Source organism: Luteitalea sp. (assembly GCF_022842525.1).
Lineage (GTDB): Bacteria > Acidobacteriota > Vicinamibacteria > Vicinamibacterales > Vicinamibacteraceae > Luteitalea.
The window spans coordinates 14,916-31,464 of the sequence record NZ_JALHPM010000039.1 but is presented as its reverse complement, the minus strand read 5'-3'; the positions used below and the strand labels follow the sequence as shown (position 1 = coordinate 31,464).

The window sequence follows — 16,549 nt, the reverse complement described above, 5'->3', positions numbered from 1 at the left end:
ATTACTCACGACGCGGATTCGGGAAACCCTTCACTAACTCATCTATAATGCGGACGATGCCGGGAACGACCAGCGCGCATGGCGGCATGCGGCCTTTCGGGGCCGTCGTGCCGTTCGAGGAGGCGCGGCGCCTCATGCTCGACACCGCAGCGCCGGTCGAGGGGTGCGATACCCTCGACCTGACCGCCGCCGCGGGCAGACTGCTGAGCTTCGACATCGCCGCGCCGTTCGACGTGCCGGGCTTCGATCGGTCGGCGATGGACGGCTATGCCGTGCGGGCGCGTGACCTTGCCACGGCATCCGCGGCGGCGCCGGTGTGGCTGACGCTCGTGGGACGGGCGCGCCCCGGCGGGGTGTTCGACGGCGTGGTCGGCGAGGGCGACTGCGTGGACATCGCCACGGGAGCACCGATCCCGGTCGACGCCGACGCCGTCGTCATGGTCGAGCGCACGCATCGCGATCAGGGGCGCGTGCGGTTCACGCACCCAGCCGCCCCCGGCGACCACGTCTCGCGGCGCGCCAACGACGTCGCCGCTGGCGCCGTGGTGCTGCGCGCTGGCGAGGTGCTGACGCCGGCGCGCCTCGGAGTGGCGGCCTCCTTCGGCCTGCGCACGGTGCAGGTGCGTCGACGTCCCGTGGTCGCCCTGGTGTCGAGCGGCGACGAGTTGCTCGAGGCCACCACGCACGACGGTGCGCCAGGCCCCGGCCAGATCTACGACGCGAATCGGACGATGCTGGCGGCGATCTGCGAGGCGGCGGGCGCCACGGTGCGCGTGCTGCCCCTGGTGCGCGACGCCATGGCGCACTGGCGCGCGGCCTTCGATGCCGCCGCCGGGGCGGACCTGATCGTCTGTTCGGGCGGCAGCTCGGTGGGGGAGCAGGACTTCGGATCCGACATCCTGGCCGAACGTGGCGAGGTGATCTTCCACGGCATCGCCGTCAAGCCGGGCAAACCGACGGCGTTCGCACGCATCGGCCAACAGCTCGTATTGGCCATGCCCGGCAACCCGACGTCGTGCCTGTCCAATGCCTACGTCCTGCTGCGACCGCTCGTGCGACACCTGGCGGGACTGCCGCCGCTCCACGAGCAGACGCGCGAGGCAACACTCACACGCGAGCTCAAGAGCCCCGTGGATCGCCTGCAGTTCTATCCCGTGCGCCTCGAGGGGACGCGGGCCATCCCCGTCTTCAAGGGGTCGGGCGATGTGACCAGCCTGTCGGACGCCGATGGCTACGTCAGCGTGCCCCTCGGCGTCTCGCACGTCGCCGCCGGCACGCCGGTCCTCGTCACGCTGTATTGAGCCGTCGTCACGCCGTCTTCGTCCGTAGCCGTCGACGTTCCACCTTCGCCAAGGCTACGGCGGACAAGTCAGGTCGTCGGCCCGTGATCCCCCGCGGACGCGCCTACCGCTTCGCTCGCCGATCCATCGGATCGGGCAGCGCCTCGAGGTACGTGAGGAGGTCGGCCAGCTCGGTCGGCGAGAGCAGCGCTTCGAGACCAGGCGGCATCGCCGAGAACTCCACGGGTTCCACCGCCACCACGGTGCTGCGCGGGATGCGCAGCGAGGCCCCCGGACCGGTCTCGATCACGAGAGCATCGGGAAACTGCGCCTTGAGCACGCCGGTGTTCTCACCCGTCTTCGTGCGGACGCGCCAGGTCTCGTACTCGCGGGCGAAGCTCGCACTCGGGTAGAGGATCGCTTCCAGGATGTCGTGACGCGCGCGAATCTCGCCGATGTTGCTCAGGTCCGGGCCGAAGGCGGCGCCCTGGCTGCCGACGGCGTGACACGTCGCGCACGTGGCCTTGCCGAAGAACAGCCGACGACCGGCGTCGATGTCGCCGCGCCCGAGACTCGCCTCGATCGACTCGAGTCGCTTGAGGCGGGCGTTCTGTCGCTGGCGCAACGCGAGCATCAGCGGCGCCGCGCTGGTCGGGACGGGCTCGGGGAACCGGGCGAGCCGCGCCGCGAGGTCGCGCTCCGACAGCACGTCGAGACGATCGGTGGATCGCTCGAGCGCGCGCACGAGCGCCGTGCCCACGGCGGCACTGGTGGTGCGATCGAAGGCGGTCACCAGGCGGGGCAGGACGAACGCGTCGGCCGCGGCGACCTCCGTCTCGGCCAGCGTGATCAACTGCGGATCGGTCAGCGCCGCCTGCGCGAGGATGCCGGCGGCCTGCTGGCGGATCGGCGCCGGCTGTGCCGTGTCGAGCTGCGACCGCAGCCAGGCATACGCGGCGGGCTCCAGTGCCGGCCGCACGAGCACGAGCGCCTCCATGGCGTCGAACCGCTGCGCGAGCGGCGCCGACGGGTCCGACGCGATGCGGGCGAGGTCGCCGGCCAGCGCGTCGATCCGGCGCGCCGCGACCAGGCGCATGGCGCGGGCCCGGACGGCCTCGTCACCGCTCCCGAGCTGCACGCGCACCGCCTCGACCCACACGTCCGGCATCTTCGCCACCGGGCACGCCTGGACGACATCGAAGAGCACCGGGAGGGCGGCCTCGCCGAGCCGGCCGTCACCACGCCCTCCCAGGCCCGTGGCGACGAACGCCTGCACGTCGCCGTCCCGGCACACACTCACCATCACGTCGCGCAACACCGCGGTGTCCGCCTCGCTGAGCGTGGGGCGATCGAGGCGGGCGCGTACGCCCGCGACGATCAGGTCGGACCAGCCGGGATGATGCGAGGCCGCCCAGATGCCGGTCCTCCAGAGCGCATCGTCGGCGGACGCGAGGAACGGCCGCACGTGCTCCTGCTTGAGATGCGGCCGTGTCTGCGGGTCCGCTCCGGCCATCTGGTCAAGGGCGATGAGTGCCGCGCGGCGTTCGCTGGTCGACGATGAGGTGAGCGCGGTGACCAGCGGCGCCGGCTGGCGCAGGGTCATCAGGGCGTGGATGACGGCATGCTCGACGAAGCGATCCGCAGGGTCGCGTGACGCCTTGAGCAGTGCGGGCACGGCGTCGGTGTTGCCAATCTGCCCGAGCGCGATGGCCGCCTGCCGGCGGACCGCCGGCGCGTCGGTGACCACGGCGCGCAGCAGGACGGGCAATGCCGCGTCGTCTTTCACCAGGCCGACGCTGCGGATGGCCGCGGTGCGCACGACCGGGTCGCGGTCGGCCAGCGACGCACGTACCGCCTCGCGGGCGGCCGGTGTGCCGATGCGATGCAGCGCGAAGACGACGTCGGCGCGGGTCTCGACGTCCGAGGCCGTGCGACGAGCGCCTGCGAGGACCGGCACCGCCGCGTCGCCGAGGCGCACGAGCTGCGCCAGCGCACGATCGCGGACGACCGGCCGCCGATCCGCGAGCATGCCGCCGAGGCGCGCCGGCGTCTGGGTGTCGAACCGGATCTGCTGGCCGCGGGGATCGGCAACCGTCGACGCACCAGTCCGGCGGATCCGGTAGATGCCGCCGGCAATCTCAGGCTTGGCGACGCGCGACAGCGGGCAGCCCTTGATGAACCAGCCGCCGGTCTCGATGACGATGAGGCTGCCGTCGGCATCCTGCAGCACGTCGGTCGGGTGCGAGTCGGCGCCAGTGGCCGTCATGAACGGCAGGTCGTCGGTGCGATACGTGGAGCCGCTCGGCGAGACCACGTGGCGCATGATGCGGCCGGTGTTGAACTGGGCGCTGAACAGGTTGCCGTGGACGTCCGGGCCGAGCGCGGTGCCGCGATAGCGCACCAGTCCCGACGGCGCCACGCGCGCCAGCATCGTCATCGGCGGCAGGTAGTCGCCGGTGAGGGGCAGCCGGTCGGCGGCGATGACCTCGTTGGGCTTGGGGTAGACGCCGCCCTCGACCCAGTGCATCAGCGCGTCGCGCAGGCCGTCGCGCGGCTCGATGAAGTAGGTCATCGTGCCGATGGTGTCGCCCGACGGCATGAAGATCATCTCGATCGCGTTGTCGAAGCCGCCGCCGGCGATCCATTCGAGGCCGCTGCCATCGGGCCGCACGCGCCAGATGCGGGCACCCTTGCCCTCGAGCGTGTCGCCTTCCTTGCGGGTGATGCGGAAGCCGCGACGCGCGTCGGTCAGGTAGAGCCAGCCGTCGGGTCCGAGAAAGGGGCCGCCGAGGGCCGCGCCGTTGACGTTCAGCGTCCAGCCGGTGACCACCGTCTCGCGCTCGTCGGCGACGAGGTCGCCGTTGGTGTCCTTCAGGCGCAGCAGGTGCGGTGCGGCCGAGACGAACAGGCTGCCGTCGACGAAGGCGCCGCCCTTCGGGAACGGCAGTTTGTCGGCGTACATCGTGCTGCGGTCGTAGGTGCCGTTGCCGTCGACGTCCTCGAGCACGCGGATGTGATACGACGGCCTGGCGAGCATCTCCTCGGTGGTCATCGTGTTCGGCTCGGTGGACTCGAACACGAACAGGCGGCCGTGGTCGTCCTGCACGCCGAACATCGGGTATGCCAGCAGATCCGGGCCCGCGATGCGCTCGATCGTGAAGCCATCGGGCACCTTCAGGTGCAGACCGCCGGCGGCCGGCGTCTGCCGGATGGCATGACTCGAGATGGAGAGGAGGGAGACGACGATCGCCGGGACGAGCGCGACGAGGACGCGGACCTGCAGGGCGGGACGGATCATGGGCGACGGCCTACAGCCTACCCGAGGAGCGCCCTGGACGAGCTTCTGTAGACTCGCGGGCATGTCTCCCGGCCGTCGTGCCCTCCTCCTGCTCCTGTGCCTGGGCCTCTTGGCGTGCGGACGGACTGCAGCTCCGGCGCCAGACCTCATCGTCGTCAACGGCCTCGTCTGGACCGGCGATCGCGACCGTCCGGAGGCCGAGGCGCTGGCCATCCGCGACGGCCGGATCGTCGCCGTCGGGACCACCGACACGATGCGCGCGATGGCGTCGCCGGCCACGCGCGTCATCGACGTCCAGGGGCGTCGTGTCGTGCCCGGCTTCAACGACGCCCACTGGCACCTGCCGCTGCGACGCCCCATCGACCTGTCGGGCGCCGGCACCGTGCAGGAAATCCAGCGCCGACTGGCGACGGCACGCGCCGGCGGCACGTCCGCCGAGTGGGTGCTCGGCCGCGGGTGGGGCCCGACGGACTTCCCTGGCCGCGAACCGCACCGACGCGTGCTGGACGCCGACTTCCCGGCGCGGCCCGTCCTGTTGACCGATCGCGACGGCCATCAGGTGCTCGTCAACGGGCACGTCCTGGCACTCGCCGGTATCACGCGCGACACGCCGGATCCGCCGAACGGCCGGATCGTGCGCGACGCCACCGGCGAACCCACCGGACTGCTGCAGGAGGCGGCGATGGCGCTCGCGCAGCGACTGCTGCCGGCCGTGACGCCCGACGAGGCCGACGAGGCGGTGCTGGGCGAGTTGCAGCAGGCGGCGGCATTCGGCCTGACCTCGGTCCAGGACGCCAGCGCCAGCGACGCGGGAGGACTGCGTGTGGCGGCCTACCAGCGGGCGGCGCGCGCAGGCACACTGCCTATCCGCGTGCGCGCGTCGATGCCGTTCGAGAAGGGCGTCACCGAGCAGCGGCTCGCGGAGTTGATCCGGCTGCGCGACGCGCATCAGGACGGCTGGCTGTCGTTCGGGATCGTGAAGGGCATGCTCGACGGCACGGTCGACGCGCACACTGCGGCGATGCTCGAGCCGTTCGCCGACCGGCCGACCGAGTCGGGCCTGCCGATGTGGGACCAGGCCTCGCTGAATGCGACAGTGGCCGCGTACGACAAGGCCGGGCTGCAGGTGCAGTTGCATGCCGTCGGCGACCGCGCCGTCCGCATGGCCCTCGACGCCTACGCGCACGCCGCGCGCGTCAACGGCACGTCCGGGCGTCGGCATCGCATCGAGCACGTGGAAGTGGCGTCCGCCGCGGACCTCCCCCGCTTCCGTCAGCTCGGTGTCATCGCGTCGACGCAGGCCATGTTCGCGAGCCCCGACGCGGTGACGCTCGGCAACTTCGCACCCGCCCTCGGGCCGGCACGCGCCTCCCGCGCCGACGCCTTCGCACTCTTCGACGAGGCCGGCGCATCGCAGGCCTTCGGCAGCGACTACCCCGTCTTCACCATGGAGGCGATGCGCGGGATTCATGCGGCCGTGACGCGACAGTTGCCGGACGGCACGCCGGTGGGCGGCTGGTATCCGCGCAACCGGATCGACGTTGCCACGGCGCTGCGCCACTACACGGCGGGCGCGGCCTACGCCAGCCGGGACGACCACGAGAAGGGCACGCTCGCGCCGGGCCGGATGGCCGACTTCGTGGTCCTGTCCGAGGACGTCCTCGCCATCGCCCCGGAGCGGCTGTGGGCCGTCAAGGCGATGGTGACGGTGGTGGGTGGCGCGGTGCGGTGGGGCCCGCAAGGTGGGTAGGGCCCGCTCTCCGAGCGGGCCGCCCCTCGTGATGCCTAGAACAGCTTGTTGACGGCGTCCCAGTTCACCACGTTCCACCACGCGGCGATGTAGTCGGGGCGCTTGTTCTGGTACTTCAGGTAGTACGCGTGCTCCCACACGTCGATGCCGAGCACCGGCGTCTTGCCTTCCATCAGCGGGCTGTCCTGGTTGGGCGTGCTGACGATCTCGACGCCGCTGCCGCTCTTGATCAGCCAGGCCCAGCCGCTGCCGAAGCGGCCGACGCCGGCCTTCGAGAAGGCCTCCTTGAACGCGTCGAAGGAGCCGAACTTGGCGTTGATGGCCTCGGCCACCGCGCCGGTCGGCGCGCCGCCCGCGTTGGGCGCCATCAGCGTCCAGAAGAACGCGTGATTGGCGTGCCCGCCGCCGTTGTTGCGCACGGCGGTGCGGATGTCCTCGGGGATCGCGTTCATGTCGGCGATCAGCTGCTCGATCGGCTTGCCCTGCAGCTCCGGGTACTTCTCGAGCGCGGCATTCAGGTTGTTGACGTACGCCTGATGATGCTTGCCGTGGTGGATCTGCATCGTCTGCTCGTCGATGAACGGCTCGAGCGCGTTGTGGGCGTAGGGAAGCGGCGGAAGTTCGTAAGCCATATCGTGGTTCTCTCCTGGGCCTTGGGCCCTGAGCCCTGGGCCTCGAGTCAATTGGTTCTGAGCCGTGAGCCCTGAGCCTTGGGGCTACTGAATCGTGAGCATTCTATCGAGCGCCACCCGCGCCCAGTGCTTGGTGGCCTCGGGCACGACGATCTGGTTGTGGACGACACCGTCGAGCATGCCGTCGAGCACCCAGAGCAAGTGGTTCGGCGACACCCGGAACATCGTCGAACACAGGCACCCGAACTGGTCGAGCGTGATGACGGTCTTGTCCGGGGCGACTTCGTTGGCGAGCCGGTTGACGAGATGGATCTCGGTGCCGACCGCCCAGATCGACCCGGGCGCCGACTCGCGCACCCTGGCGAGGATGTGCTCGGTGGACCCCGACTCGTCGGCCGCCTGCACGACGGCCAGCGGCACTTCGGGGTGCACGATCACGCGGATGCCAGGGTGGAGCTTGCGAATGTTGGCGATCTGCGCCGGCGTGAACCGGGTGTGTACCGAGCAGTGCCCCTTCCACAGCAGCAGGCGGACGTCCGCGAGCGCCTCAGGGGTATGACCGCCGCCGATCTCCTCCGGATCCCAGACGACCATCTGCGCGAGCGGCACGCCCATCTTCCAGGCGGTGTTGCGGCCGAGATGCTCGTCGGGCATGAAGAGGATGCGCCGGCCTCGCGCCCAGGCCCACTCGAGGGTGGCCCTGGCGTTGCCCGACGTGCAGATCGTGCCGCCGTGCTCGCCGACGAACGCCTTGATGGCCGCCGACGAGTTGATGTAAGTGACGGGAATCACGTCGGTGATGCCCATCGCCTCGAGTTCGCGCCAGCAGATCTCGAGCTGCTCGATGTCGGCCATGTCGGCCATCGAGCAGCCGGCCGCGAGGTCGGGCAGCGAGACCTTCTGGTGGTCGGCGCCGAGGATGTCGGCGCTCTCGGCCATGAAGTGGACGCCGCAGAAGATGATGAACTCGGCCTGGCTGCGGGCCTTGCACTCCCGGGACAGCTTCCAGGAGTCGCCGATGACGTCGGCGTGCACCAGCACCTCGTCGCGCTGGTAGTGGTGGCCGAGGATGAGGAGACGGTCGCCCAGGGCGGCCTTGGCGGCCCGAATCCGCTGCGCCATCTCCTCCTGCCCGAGGCCGAGATAGCGATCCGGCAGCGGCTGGCGCTGCGACAGGCTGGATTGCTCGTATTCGGTCAGGACCTTGACATCCATGCTGGTTCCGATCGTAGCACTGGCGGTCTATACTGAAGGTCTTTCCGTTGGAGGAGGGGCCATGGCGAACGCCACGCATCCTGGTGAAGGCAAGAAGCCTGAAGAGTTCCGCAACTACGCCGCCGAGGCGCGCAGCAGTGTCCGTGAGTTCTACCGGCTGAACCACACGCACCAGACGCTGGACTTCGTGCTGGCCAAGAAGAAGGAGTACCTGACGCTCGACCGCATGGAGATGACCGTGTGGGAAGCGCTCGAGTACATGAACCAGCTGGTCGACGACAGCGACCCCGACGTCGACTTCACGCAGATCGAGCACGCGATGCAGACGGCCGAGGCCATCCGCGCCGCGGGTCAGCCGCGCTGGTTCCAGCTGACGGGCCTGGTGCACGACCTCGGCAAGGTGCTCTGCATCTGGGGCGAGCCGCAGTGGGCCGTGGTCGGCGACACCTTCCCGGTGGGCTGCAAGTTCTCCGACAAGTGCGTCTACCCGGAGTTCTTCGAGCTCAACCCCGACTCGAAGAATCCGGCACTGATGACCGACACCGGCATCTACGCCGAGCACTGCGGGCTGGACAACGTGCACCTCTCGTGGGGGCACGACGAGTACATCTACCACGTGTTCAAGCACCACATCCCGGAAGGCGGCCTGTACGCGCTCCGGTATCACTCGTTCTACCCGTGGCACAAGGAAGGTGCGTACACGCACCTCACCAACGAGAACGACCGCGAGTGCATGAAGTGGGTCAAGGCCTTCAACCGCTTCGACCTCTACTCCAAGGGCGACGCGCGCCCGAACGTGGCCGAGCTGACGCCGTACTACAAGGACCTGATCGACGAGTTCGCGCCCGGCAAGCTGAAGTGGTAGCTGGGTAGGGGTCGAACCCAGAACACACGAAGGCGCGTCCACCCGGACGCGCCTTTCGTGTGTCTGGCGACCCGTGGGCCTTCGTCATCCGGCCTTCGGCCTTCGTGGTTCGGCATTCGGCATTGCCGGCATCGCGGCATTTCCCGGTACCATCCCCCCATGGCCCTCGACGAACGCGCCTTCTTCACGGAAAAGCCCGAGACGCGCCCGTCGCGTCACCAGTGTCCCCGGTGCAAGCGCACCCACGAGTACGGCGTCCGCTGGGTGCGTCGGACGAAGAAGGACCGCCTGCCCGGTGGCGCCGACGAGGTGGACCGCGCCAGGTTCGCCAAGCTCCGCGACTACCTGCTGCGCGTCGAGGACGAGGTCACCTGCAAGGAGTGCGGCAAGCGCTTCGAGATTCCGTCGCAGCAGTCGCTCGTGTTCGTCGACCAGATGGCCGGCCTGCCCAACGACGAGGACCTCGAGCGCGAGATCGCCGCCGCGGCCGGGGAGCCCTACGAGGCCCCGGCGCCAGCCGCGGAGGCCAAGCCCGCCATCCCGGCCCGATTCCTGAGAAAGAGCACGGGTTGGAAATAGGCTCAGGGGTCAGGGCTCACGGCTCACGGCTGCGCCGACTGGTCAGAAACGGAAGCGCAGCCCGACGGTCGGCAGCCGGGGAATGGCCTGGTCGCGCTCCTCGATGATCGCCGGCCGATCGCCGTCCGGGTTGTACGCGAGACTCGGATCGTAGGCGCCGACGTTCCGGCGGTCGAACAGATTGATGACCTCCGCATAGAACTCCCATCGTCCTGATGGCCCGCGCGGGCGCCAGGTGACGCGGAGGTCTGTGCGCGCGAAGACGGGCAGTCGCGCCCGGTTCAGGTTGTCGACGCCGCCGAAGTTCACGCCATACACCGGCAACCCGTTGGCATCGTAGGTGGGCCGGATCTCGGTGGTGTTGCCATCGCCGTCGAGGTCCATCGTGTCCTCGGCGCCGAACACCCGCACGCCCAGGGGCGCCGTCCGCGGGAAGCCGGACGCGACGCGTACCGTCGTGGCCACCTGCCACCGGGGCGTCAGCTGATACGAGGCCACCGTGCTCAGGGCGTGCCGGCGGTCGTACTCGAACGGGTAGAGGCGGCCGTACGAGTCGCGCTCGCCGCGGCCCCAGGTGTAGCTCACCCACCCGTTCACCTTCGCGTCGGCAGGCGCCGCCGTGCGCGCGAGGTACACCTCCATGCCCCACGCCGCGCCGCGACCGTCGTTGGTCGGCACGGTGGTGATCAGCGCCTCGGTCGGGATCTCGCCCTGCAGGTCGGCCGGATAGTCGTAGCGCGCGATGCGGGCCAGTCGCTCCGGCTCCGTCTCGAGGCGACCGAGCAGCAGGTCCGAGAAGCGCTTGTAGTAGCCCTCGACGCGCAGCAGCACGCCACGCGTGACGTCGCGCTCGATGCTGGCGGCCGCCTGCAGCGCGCGTTCGCTGCGCAGGGCCCGGACCGCCTCATTGGTGAAGTCGAGGACGTAGTCGCTCTGTGCCGCCTTCTCGTAGCCGGGGCTCTGCGTGTACTGCCCCACCGCCGTCCGGACGCGCGTGGCGGGGTTCACGGTGAACACGCCCGACAGACGTGGCGACAGCAGCGTCTCCTGGGTGAGGCCGACGCGGTCGAGGCGCAGCCCGCCTTCGAGCGACACCCGCGCCCCGGCCTGCCACCGGTCCTGCAGCCACAGCCCGCCGCGCGTGGTCGAGACGTCCGACGACAGCGCATCCGGCAGCCCCGCGCCGCCCTGCACGCTGCTGCCGTTGCTGGCGTTGGGGTTGCGATCGCCCTGGATCAGGAACTCCTGGCCGGTCCGCAGGCCGTGCACCTCGCCACCGGCCTCCACGGCGTGGGCGCCGAGCGTCCAGGAGAGTTCCTGCCGCGCCGACCAGTCTCGGATGCGGAGGGCCCGCTCGAAGTTCACGTTGGCCGTCCCGAACACGTCGTCGCCCGGCGCATTGGAGCGTCGTCCGTTGGCCTCGAAGGCGGCGTCGACGCCGAGCCTCGATCGGGTGTCGGAGTAGCCGACGATGGTGCGGGAGCGCCCGCGTCCGACGACCGGCATGTCCCAGCGGAGCCAGGCGAGATCGTTGTCGGTGTCGTCGTTCACCTCGCCTCGCGCGTCGTCTTCGTCGATCGACAGCGCCGCGCCCTGGCGACTGCGCAGCACGAAGGCGGTGAGCCTGCGGCCTTTGGCCGGCTCCCACGTGCCGCGCGCCTGCAGGTCGGCGAAGGCCGGGAACTGCTGGTCGGTGAGCCGTTCGGCGACGAGGTCGTAGTAGGTGCGACGCGCGGTGACCAGCCACGAGCCAGTGGCGCCGCCGGGCAACCCGCCCTCGAACACCACGTTGGCGTCGGTCAGGCTGAGGGTCGCCGAGCCGGTCAGTCCCTTGCCGGCCGTGCCGTCCCGGTTCTCCACGAGCAGCAGCGACGACAGGCGGTCGCCGTACTTCACGCTGAAGCCGCCGGTGGCCAGCTCGAAGCGCTGGATCGTCTCGGGATTGAAGGCACTGGTGAGACCGAACAGCCGGTAGGGGTCGTGAATCTCGACGCCGTCCATCATCGTGAGGTTCTGGTCGGGTGAGCCACCGCGCACGGCGATGCGGCTGCCGAACTCGTCGGTGGCCGCGACGCCTGGCAACGTCTGCAGTGTGCGGAAGACGTTGTCGAGCGCGCCGGGCGTGCGCAGCACCTGCACGGGCTGCAACGTCTGGATGCCAGGAGCCGCCCCTGGCGCCTCGGCAGCCACGTCGACGCTGGTGCTGAACCCGCCGTCGCGCGCCAGCCGGAGTTCGGCGCCGGTGACGTCCGCCTCCCGCGCGTCGAGCGTGGTCACGAGCGGGAAGTAGCCGGGCGCCACCACCTGGACCTCCGCGCGGCCGGCGGGGACGATCAGCGCGAAGCGGCCATCGGCGTCGGTCGTGGCGCGGGCCTCGCCCACGAACACCGAGGCGCCGACGATGGGTGCGGTCGTCTGGGCGTCGAGGACCCTGCCGGAGAGCTGTCGTGCCGGCGGGACGACCTGAGGTTCGGCGCGCGTGGCGGCGGCCGATGTGGGGCTCGGGGCCACAGGCTGCGCGTCGGCGGCGGGTGGGAGGACGACGAACCCTACGAGGGTGATCATCAGGACACCGGCGCCACGGATGGCGGGCGCGAGGCGCCGCGACGAGGGCATGAGGGTCTGACGCCACAAGCCGCCTCGGCGGTTGGTCCCGAATGCGCCGAATCTGCCGACCACGCCGAGCCCACCTGTCCCGCCGGCTGTAGAATTCCCCGGATGAGCGAGTCGCCTCTCACGCGCCGGCATGTGCTCGGAACCCTGGGCAGCCTTGGCGTGCTGGCCTCGACCGGGCTCGGATCCCCCATGCAGCCAGCGTCCCCCGCTTCCGCCGACGCCGCCGCCCGGCGCGCCGAACTGTACGGCCTGCTCGGTCGGCTGCCCGCCCGGACGCGACCCGTCTCGGGCGAGAAGCTCGGCGAGACCGAGCGGGACGGCTACATCCTCGAGTCCTGGCGCTACGACCTCAACGGGATCGAACCCGTGCCCGGGTACGTCGCACGCCCGAAGAGCCTCACGGGGCGCGCCCCGGCGGTCGTGTTCTGCCACTCGCATGGCGGCGGCTACAAGATCGGCAAGCAGGAGTTCATCGAGGGACGCAGCTACCTGCAACCGACCCCCTACGCGAAGGCGCTCACCGACCTCGGCTACGTGGCCATCTGCATCGACACCTGGATCTTCGGGGAGCGCAGCCACACGAGCGAGCTGGACATGTTCAAGGCGATGCTGCTGAAGGGCCAGGTCCTGTGGGGCATGATGGTCTACGACAGCCTGCGCGCCGTGGACGTCCTCGTGCAGCGGCCCGACGTCGACGCGTCACGCCTGGCCACGCTCGGCATGTCGATGGGCTCGACCGCCGCGTGGTACCTCGCGGCGCTCGACGAGCGCATGAAGGTGTGCGTCGACATCAACTGCCTGACCGACCTCGACGCGCTCATCGAGGACAAGGGCTTGTCGCGGCACGGCATCTACTACTACGTGCCGGATCTCATGACCCACTTCACGACGGCGCAGATCAACGCGCTGATCGCGCCGCGCGCGCACCTCGCCCTCGCGGGGCTGCGCGACAAGCTGACGCCGGTGCCCGGCCTCGACCGCATCGACACACACCTGACGCAGGTCTATGCGTCGATGGGCGTACCCGAGCGCTGGCAGATGCGCCGCTACGACGTCGAACACCAGGAAACGCCAGAAGGCCGCCAGGCCATCCTCGCCTTCCTGCAACGCTTTCTCTGAGAGGACCTTCCGTACGCCATGGCCGGACTGATTGCCGCAATCGACCTGAAGCGAAAGATGTTCGTCGAGTTCGAGGAGGCGCCGTACCACCTGCTCGAACTGGAGGTCTCGCGCCCCACCGCCCGCGGCGGCCAGACGCTCGTGCGCGTGAAGATGCGCAACCTGATCACCCGCGCCGTCTTCGACAAGACCTTCAAGGCCCAGGACAAGCTGAAGGAGCCGGACCTGGTGATGGTGCCGGCGTCGTATCAGTTCGCCGACGGCACCGGCCTGCACTTCATGGACCTCGAGACCTTCGAGACCCTCACCCTCAACGAGGACATCGTCGGCGACGACCGTCTGCTGCTGACCGACAACCTCGAGGTGCAGGTGCAGAAGTTCAACGGCAACCCGATCGGCCTGCAGTTGCCGGTCATCGTCGAGTTGACGATCGCCGAGACCGAGATGGGCAGCCGCGGGGACACCGCGAGCGGCAGCGTGACCAAGGCCGCGAAGCTCGAGACGGGCCTCGAACTGCGCGTGCCGCTGTTCGTCAACGAGGGCGAGAAAGTGCGCGTCCACACCGAGACACGCGAGTTCGCCGGCCGCGCGTAGCAGAATGCTGCGATGCCGGAATGCCGGGCATGCCGGCGGCGGCTCCGCGTGGGCTTACGATGACGGCCCGCTCGGAGAGCGGGCCCTACCCAGCAAGGCCCTGCCCAGCGAGGTCCTCCCCGTCGGACTCTGAACGACGTGCGGTCACCCCCTGGGAAGGCCGTCGACCGCCGAGGCCGGCGCCCATTTCAGGACTGCTGTCACGAACCCGCGGGTGTCTTCGGGCGAGATGAGGACACGCCGGCGTCTCGCACCGTACGTGACTTCGATGCGATGGAGCGACAGCGCTGGCGCCGACAGCGGGTTGTGCGTCGCGCGCAGCCGCTGGACCTCGCGGAGCGGGATCGTCCGACGCACCGGGCCGGAACGTACGACGAGCACGTCTCCGGTGATCACGTACGACGTCGTCGTGAAGACCCACACCATGAGCGCCGTCGTGAGGAGTGGGACGATGACGTCGAGGGCGTCCACGGGCCGGCCAGCCCACATCCTCCGGATGGGCGCGAGCCACATCACGACGAGCCCGCACCCCACCACGAGCAGCAGCCAGCGGTCGACCTTGGACCTGAATCGCTGCGGTTCTGTGCTCATGGTGTTCCCCTCGCGTGATCGGCAGTGACGGCCCGCTCGGAGAGCGGGCTTTACCCAGCGGGCCGTACCCATCAGGGCCCTACCCAGCGGGCCCTCGTCCCTTGTCCCGTGCCCGCCTCGTCCCTCGTCCCGTGCCGCTCTCGTGACTCTTCGCTCGTCCCTTGTCCCTTGATCCCGACGGCCCAAGGCCGACCTGTCCGCCGTAGCCCAGAGGGCGAAGGCGGAATGCCGAAGGCCGGCTGCGGGTTCAGAATCCCCGCACCACCGGCAGCACGATCGCGCTCGGTCGTGCCGCCGAGTGGTGAATCGTCTGCTGCGCGACGCGTGGGGTGGTGCCCGTGCCGAGGGGGTCGCCCGTGTTCAGGTTGCGATCGAACTGCGGGAAGTTGCTGGACGTGATGTCGACGCGGATGCGGTGGCCGGGCTGGAAGACGACGGCGGTGCCGATCATGTCGACGGTGTAGCGATAGGCCTGCCCCGGCGTCAGCATCGACGGCCTGTCGAGGCCGTCGCGGAAGCGAGCGCGCAGGATGCCTTCGGCCATCGGGTAGGCCTTGCCGTCCGGGTAGACGTCGATCAGCTTGACCATCCAGTCGGTGTCCTTGCCGTCGGTGGTGGCGTGCAGGTCCATGGTGACCTTGCCGGCGACGGTGACCGGCTCGGTCAGCGCCTCGCTCGTGAAGCGGACGATGTCCTGCCGCGCCTCGAGCGGCGCCTGATCGACGGGGCCGGCAATGGTCGGCGACCCGCAGCAGTTGTTGCCGCCGGTGGTGGGCACCGGGTCGTTCGGATCGTAGCGGTAGGACGTGGCAGCGGCGCCGGCGGCGGGCATCGTCGGCGCGAGCGTGCCGCCCGGCTGCAGGTACCACGGCGTGCTGCGCGTGCCGGGCACCGGCCAGTCCTGCTCGCCACGCCACCTGTTGACGCCCATGTAGAAGATCTGCACGGGCGCTTCCGTGTCGACGCCGTTGGCCATGCCCTTCAGATGGAAGTCGTGCCAGCGCACCTCGTACTGGAAGAGCGTGCGATCGGCGTCGGGGCCGAAGTCGAGGTCGCCGTACTTCCGTGACGGCCCGTGCCCCCAGGGCCCGATGACCATCCGCGACAGCGCGCGCGTCCGCTCGTTGGCGCCGTGCTTGCGCACGCCCACGAAGCCGTCGATGGTGCCCGGCAGGAAGATGTCGAACCACCCCCCCTGCGTCATGACCGGCACGTGCACCTTCGCGAACTTCTCTTCGTCGCTGACGGCCTTCCAGTAGGCGTCGTAGCTCTCGTGCTGCAGCCAGTCGCGCCAGTGCTTCACCGGATGGTTGAACGCCCGCTCGTCCATCGTCTCGAGCGGCAGGTGGCGCAGCAGCGTCTCGTAGCGGAGCTCCGGCGCGGCATCGGGTCCGGTGAAGTACCACTGCGGCTGCATGATGCGATACGGCATGCGCACCACGCCCCACCCGAAGTTGAAGGCGAGATGGAACGCACCGCCCTGCGTGATCCAGTTCGCGTAGAGATTGGTCGACGCGACAGCCGGGAACGCCGCGACCAGCGATGGCGGCTGCTCGCCGAGCGTCGCCCACTGCACGTGCCCCAGGTAGCTGCCGCCCTGCATCGCGACCTTGCCGTTCGACCACGGCTGCGTCGCCGCCCACTCGACGACGTCGTAGCCGTCCTTCGCCTCGTGGCGGAACGGATCCCAGGCCCCTTCACTCTCGTACCGCCCCCGCACGTCGGTGTTGACGACGGCGTAGCCCATCCTGGCCAGCGAGATGAGGCGGTCGTGCACCCCGGTGGCCTCACGCTGCACGCCGTAGGGCGTGCGGACGATGAGTGCCGGGACCCGTCCCTCGCGCGAGGGACGGTAGACGTCCGCATAGACGGTCACGCCATCGCGAAGCCGGATGGCGGTGTGGTGGTCGATGCGAATGGGTTCGGTGGGCGTGGACGCGCCCTGGGCCAGCAGCATTGCAGTGAGAACCAGACTGGTGAACACGCGACACTCCCTGCCCGGGGTCGGCA

At 69.9% G+C, this 16,549-nt stretch carries 12 protein-coding genes; 6 read left to right on the top strand and 6 right to left on the bottom strand.

From position 1 onward, the window contains the following. Positions 1–56: 56 nt before the first annotated feature. The gene (gene glp, locus Q0C41_RS10490; RefSeq protein ID WP_291983524.1) at positions 57–1,301 is read left to right on the top strand and encodes a gephyrin-like molybdotransferase Glp; all 1,245 of its coding nucleotides are present in this window, start codon (positions 57–59) and stop codon (positions 1,299–1,301) included. A gap of 103 nt (positions 1,302–1,404) precedes the next feature. Here glp and Q0C41_RS10485 read toward each other — a convergent pair whose 3' ends face one another. Beyond that, positions 1,405–4,578: a PVC-type heme-binding CxxCH protein gene (locus Q0C41_RS10485; protein ID WP_291983523.1), complete on the bottom strand. Its 3,174-nt coding sequence runs from the start codon at positions 4,576–4,578 to the stop codon at positions 1,405–1,407. Between the two features lie 61 nt (positions 4,579–4,639). Here Q0C41_RS10485 and Q0C41_RS10480 point away from each other — a divergent pair, with 61 nt between their 5' ends. Further along, on the top strand, positions 4,640–6,328 hold the full coding sequence (locus tag Q0C41_RS10480) for an amidohydrolase (protein ID WP_291983522.1): 1,689 nt from the start codon (positions 4,640–4,642) through the stop codon (positions 6,326–6,328). A gap of 35 nt (positions 6,329–6,363) precedes the next feature. Here Q0C41_RS10480 and Q0C41_RS10475 read toward each other — a convergent pair whose 3' ends face one another. Together Q0C41_RS10475 and nadA are read right to left on the bottom strand one after the other, a co-directional pair. Then, entirely contained in the window at positions 6,364–6,960 is a 597-nt protein-coding gene (locus Q0C41_RS10475; protein ID WP_291983520.1) for a superoxide dismutase, read from the bottom strand. An 84-nt stretch (positions 6,961–7,044) separates the two neighbouring features. Further along, positions 7,045–8,175: a quinolinate synthase NadA gene (nadA, locus tag Q0C41_RS10470; protein WP_291983518.1), complete on the bottom strand. Its 1,131-nt coding sequence runs from the start codon at positions 8,173–8,175 to the stop codon at positions 7,045–7,047. Positions 8,176–8,236: 61 nt separating this feature from the next. Here nadA and Q0C41_RS10465 point away from each other — a divergent pair, with 61 nt between their 5' ends. Continuing rightward, positions 8,237–9,040, top strand: coding sequence for an inositol oxygenase family protein (locus Q0C41_RS10465; RefSeq protein WP_291983516.1), 804 nt, complete (start codon positions 8,237–8,239; stop codon positions 9,038–9,040). A 159-nt stretch (positions 9,041–9,199) separates the two neighbouring features. Beyond that, positions 9,200–9,619: a hypothetical protein gene (locus tag Q0C41_RS10460; protein ID WP_291983514.1), complete on the top strand. Its 420-nt coding sequence runs from the start codon at positions 9,200–9,202 to the stop codon at positions 9,617–9,619. 42 nt (positions 9,620–9,661) lie between these two features. On the opposite strand, the gene Q0C41_RS10455 is transcribed toward Q0C41_RS10460, so the two are convergent. After that, positions 9,662–12,184 (bottom strand): TonB-dependent receptor, encoded by a 2,523-nt coding sequence (locus tag Q0C41_RS10455; RefSeq protein WP_291983512.1) that lies wholly within the window; start codon positions 12,182–12,184, stop codon positions 9,662–9,664. A gap of 153 nt (positions 12,185–12,337) precedes the next feature. Here Q0C41_RS10455 and Q0C41_RS10450 point away from each other — a divergent pair, with 153 nt between their 5' ends. Together Q0C41_RS10450 and Q0C41_RS10445 are read left to right on the top strand one after the other, a co-directional pair. Then, positions 12,338–13,354, top strand: coding sequence for an alpha/beta hydrolase family protein (locus Q0C41_RS10450; RefSeq protein ID WP_291983510.1), 1,017 nt, complete (start codon positions 12,338–12,340; stop codon positions 13,352–13,354). Between the two features lie 18 nt (positions 13,355–13,372). Next, positions 13,373–13,948, top strand: a complete 576-nt coding sequence (locus tag Q0C41_RS10445; RefSeq protein WP_291983508.1) for an elongation factor P — start codon at positions 13,373–13,375, stop codon at positions 13,946–13,948. A 144-nt stretch (positions 13,949–14,092) separates the two neighbouring features. On the opposite strand, the gene Q0C41_RS10440 is transcribed toward Q0C41_RS10445, so the two are convergent. Together Q0C41_RS10440 and Q0C41_RS10435 are read right to left on the bottom strand one after the other, a co-directional pair. Beyond that, positions 14,093–14,539 carry a PH domain-containing protein gene (locus tag Q0C41_RS10440; protein WP_291983506.1) on the bottom strand — a complete coding sequence of 149 codons (447 nt, stop codon included), beginning with the start codon at positions 14,537–14,539 and terminating at the stop codon, positions 14,093–14,095. 247 nt (positions 14,540–14,786) lie between these two features. After that, the gene (locus Q0C41_RS10435) at positions 14,787–16,523 is read right to left on the bottom strand and encodes a CocE/NonD family hydrolase (protein WP_291983504.1); all 1,737 of its coding nucleotides are present in this window, start codon (positions 16,521–16,523) and stop codon (positions 14,787–14,789) included. Positions 16,524–16,549 lie beyond the last annotated feature (26 nt).

What these genes read in the sequence shown, in the direction of transcription:
- glp (WP_291983524.1), top strand. Translation starts at nt 57, where the DNA reads ATGCCGGGAACGACCAGCGCGCATGGCGGCATGCGGCCTTTCGGGGCC.
- Q0C41_RS10485 (WP_291983523.1), bottom strand. Translation starts at nt 4,578, where the DNA reads ATGATCCGTCCCGCCCTGCAGGTCCGCGTCCTCGTCGCGCTCGTCCCG.
- Q0C41_RS10480 (WP_291983522.1), top strand. Translation starts at nt 4,640, where the DNA reads ATGTCTCCCGGCCGTCGTGCCCTCCTCCTGCTCCTGTGCCTGGGCCTC.
- Q0C41_RS10475 (WP_291983520.1), bottom strand. Translation starts at nt 6,960, where the DNA reads ATGGCTTACGAACTTCCGCCGCTTCCCTACGCCCACAACGCGCTCGAG.
- nadA (WP_291983518.1), bottom strand. Translation starts at nt 8,175, where the DNA reads ATGGATGTCAAGGTCCTGACCGAATACGAGCAATCCAGCCTGTCGCAG.
- Q0C41_RS10465 (WP_291983516.1), top strand. Translation starts at nt 8,237, where the DNA reads ATGGCGAACGCCACGCATCCTGGTGAAGGCAAGAAGCCTGAAGAGTTC.
- Q0C41_RS10460 (WP_291983514.1), top strand. Translation starts at nt 9,200, where the DNA reads ATGGCCCTCGACGAACGCGCCTTCTTCACGGAAAAGCCCGAGACGCGC.
- Q0C41_RS10455 (WP_291983512.1), bottom strand. Translation starts at nt 12,184, where the DNA reads ATGATCACCCTCGTAGGGTTCGTCGTCCTCCCACCCGCCGCCGACGCG.
- Q0C41_RS10450 (WP_291983510.1), top strand. Translation starts at nt 12,338, where the DNA reads ATGAGCGAGTCGCCTCTCACGCGCCGGCATGTGCTCGGAACCCTGGGC.
- Q0C41_RS10445 (WP_291983508.1), top strand. Translation starts at nt 13,373, where the DNA reads ATGGCCGGACTGATTGCCGCAATCGACCTGAAGCGAAAGATGTTCGTC.
- Q0C41_RS10440 (WP_291983506.1), bottom strand. Translation starts at nt 14,539, where the DNA reads ATGAGCACAGAACCGCAGCGATTCAGGTCCAAGGTCGACCGCTGGCTG.